General features: G+C 70.4%; 2 protein-coding genes. One reads left to right on the top strand and one right to left on the bottom strand.

Features of this window, described 5'->3' with window-relative positions:
• Window positions 1-237 (top strand): DUF6000 family protein (locus AB0C35_RS46030; RefSeq protein WP_358471028.1); only part of this gene is annotated, 237 nt, incomplete at its 5' end.
• A gap of 50 nt (window positions 238-287) precedes the next feature.
• On the opposite strand, the gene AB0C35_RS46025 is transcribed toward AB0C35_RS46030, so the two are convergent.
• Window positions 288-1319: hypothetical protein (locus tag AB0C35_RS46025; RefSeq protein WP_358471025.1), on the bottom strand; the 1032-nt coding region annotated here is incomplete at its 5' end.

Raw genomic sequence — 1319 nt, 5'->3', positions numbered from 1 at the left:
GCCGCCTACCTGGACCACTACCTGCCGCGGCGAGACTGCCACTACGACCAGGCGTGGGCGCTCGGCGGGCTGCTGCAACTGGACTCCGCCCTGGGGACCGGCTACGCCGGCAAATACCTCACCCCGGGCGGTCTTTGGAGCCGATCCTCCTTCGCCGGCACCGAACCGTCTGAATGTCGGCGACGCATGAGCGTGCTCACTGAGCTGGCCGACGAGGCCATGGACGCGACAAGCTGATCCGCCTGTACGCGGAGCGGCTCCAGGTTCTCCAGACGTCGGATCACGTCTCATGCGACACCCCGAATCGCCTGGTCGGTGTCGTAGAGGTCGGCTTCGGGGCCGACGAGGGACAGTTCGACGGGGATGCCGAGGCGTTCGCCGGTCTTGATGAGGTATTTGCCGCGTCCGGGGTGGCGGGCGCCGGGCTGCCAGGAGTCGGGCGCTGACCATGAGGTGACGAGTTGCTGCTCGGGCCCGGTGAGCGGGGTGATCTCGTGGACGCGGGCCAGTTCGCGGGGCGGGAGTCCGGCCAGGACGGTGATGGCGGAGCGGTCGGCGAAGCCTTTGGCTTTGGCGCGGTCTTCTTCGGTGGCCAGGGCGTCGAGGTCGGCGAGCGAGTGGGTGATCATGATGGAGGCCATGCCTTTGGCGCGGTTGAGGCGGGTGAGGGCGTCGGCGTGTTCGACGAGGCCGGGGGCGCCGCGCAGGGCGCGCCAGAGTTCGTCGATGACGCCGAGGTAGGAGCGGCGTGGGGCGGCGCCCAGGTCGGTGAGGGTGGTGGCGGCGTCGACCATGCCGAAGGCGTAGGCCCAGGTGCACAGCATCGCGGCGGTCAGGAGTTTGTCGCCGGCGGCGCGGACGCGGGAGATGTCGACGCTGATGGCGGGTGCGTCCAGGTTCAGTGGGCGGGTGGTGGTGGAGTCGAAGACGCCGGCCAGGGATCCGGAGATGAGCAGGTCGAGGGTGAAGACCAGGTCGCGGGTGTGGGCGCGGTAGGCGTCGGCGGTGTCGGTGCGGGTGGCCGAGCGCAGTTCGTCTGGTCCCTGCTCCAGCACGCGCAGGACGTCGACGACGGTGGGTTCGGTGTCGAGGCGGTGGTCGAGCAGGTCGATGGCGCGGCCCAGGACGACTTCTTCGGCGTTGGTGATGCGGGCTTCGCGGACCAGGGTCGCCAGCGCCAGCAGCAGGGAGAGTCGCCGTGACCGCACCTCCCACCGCAGCGTTTCGGCGTCGGCGCCGGTGAGGCGTCGCCGGGCCTCATCGAGGGGCCCGGCGTCGAGGGGGTTGATGCGGTCGAAGCCGCGTCCGACGCGGATGAC

Origin of the sequence: Spirillospora sp. NPDC048819 (assembly GCF_040650055.1) — a bacterium.
Classification (GTDB): Bacteria; Actinomycetota; Actinomycetes; order Streptosporangiales; family Streptosporangiaceae; genus Spirillospora.
This window is presented reverse-complemented; position numbering and strand designations above follow the sequence as displayed.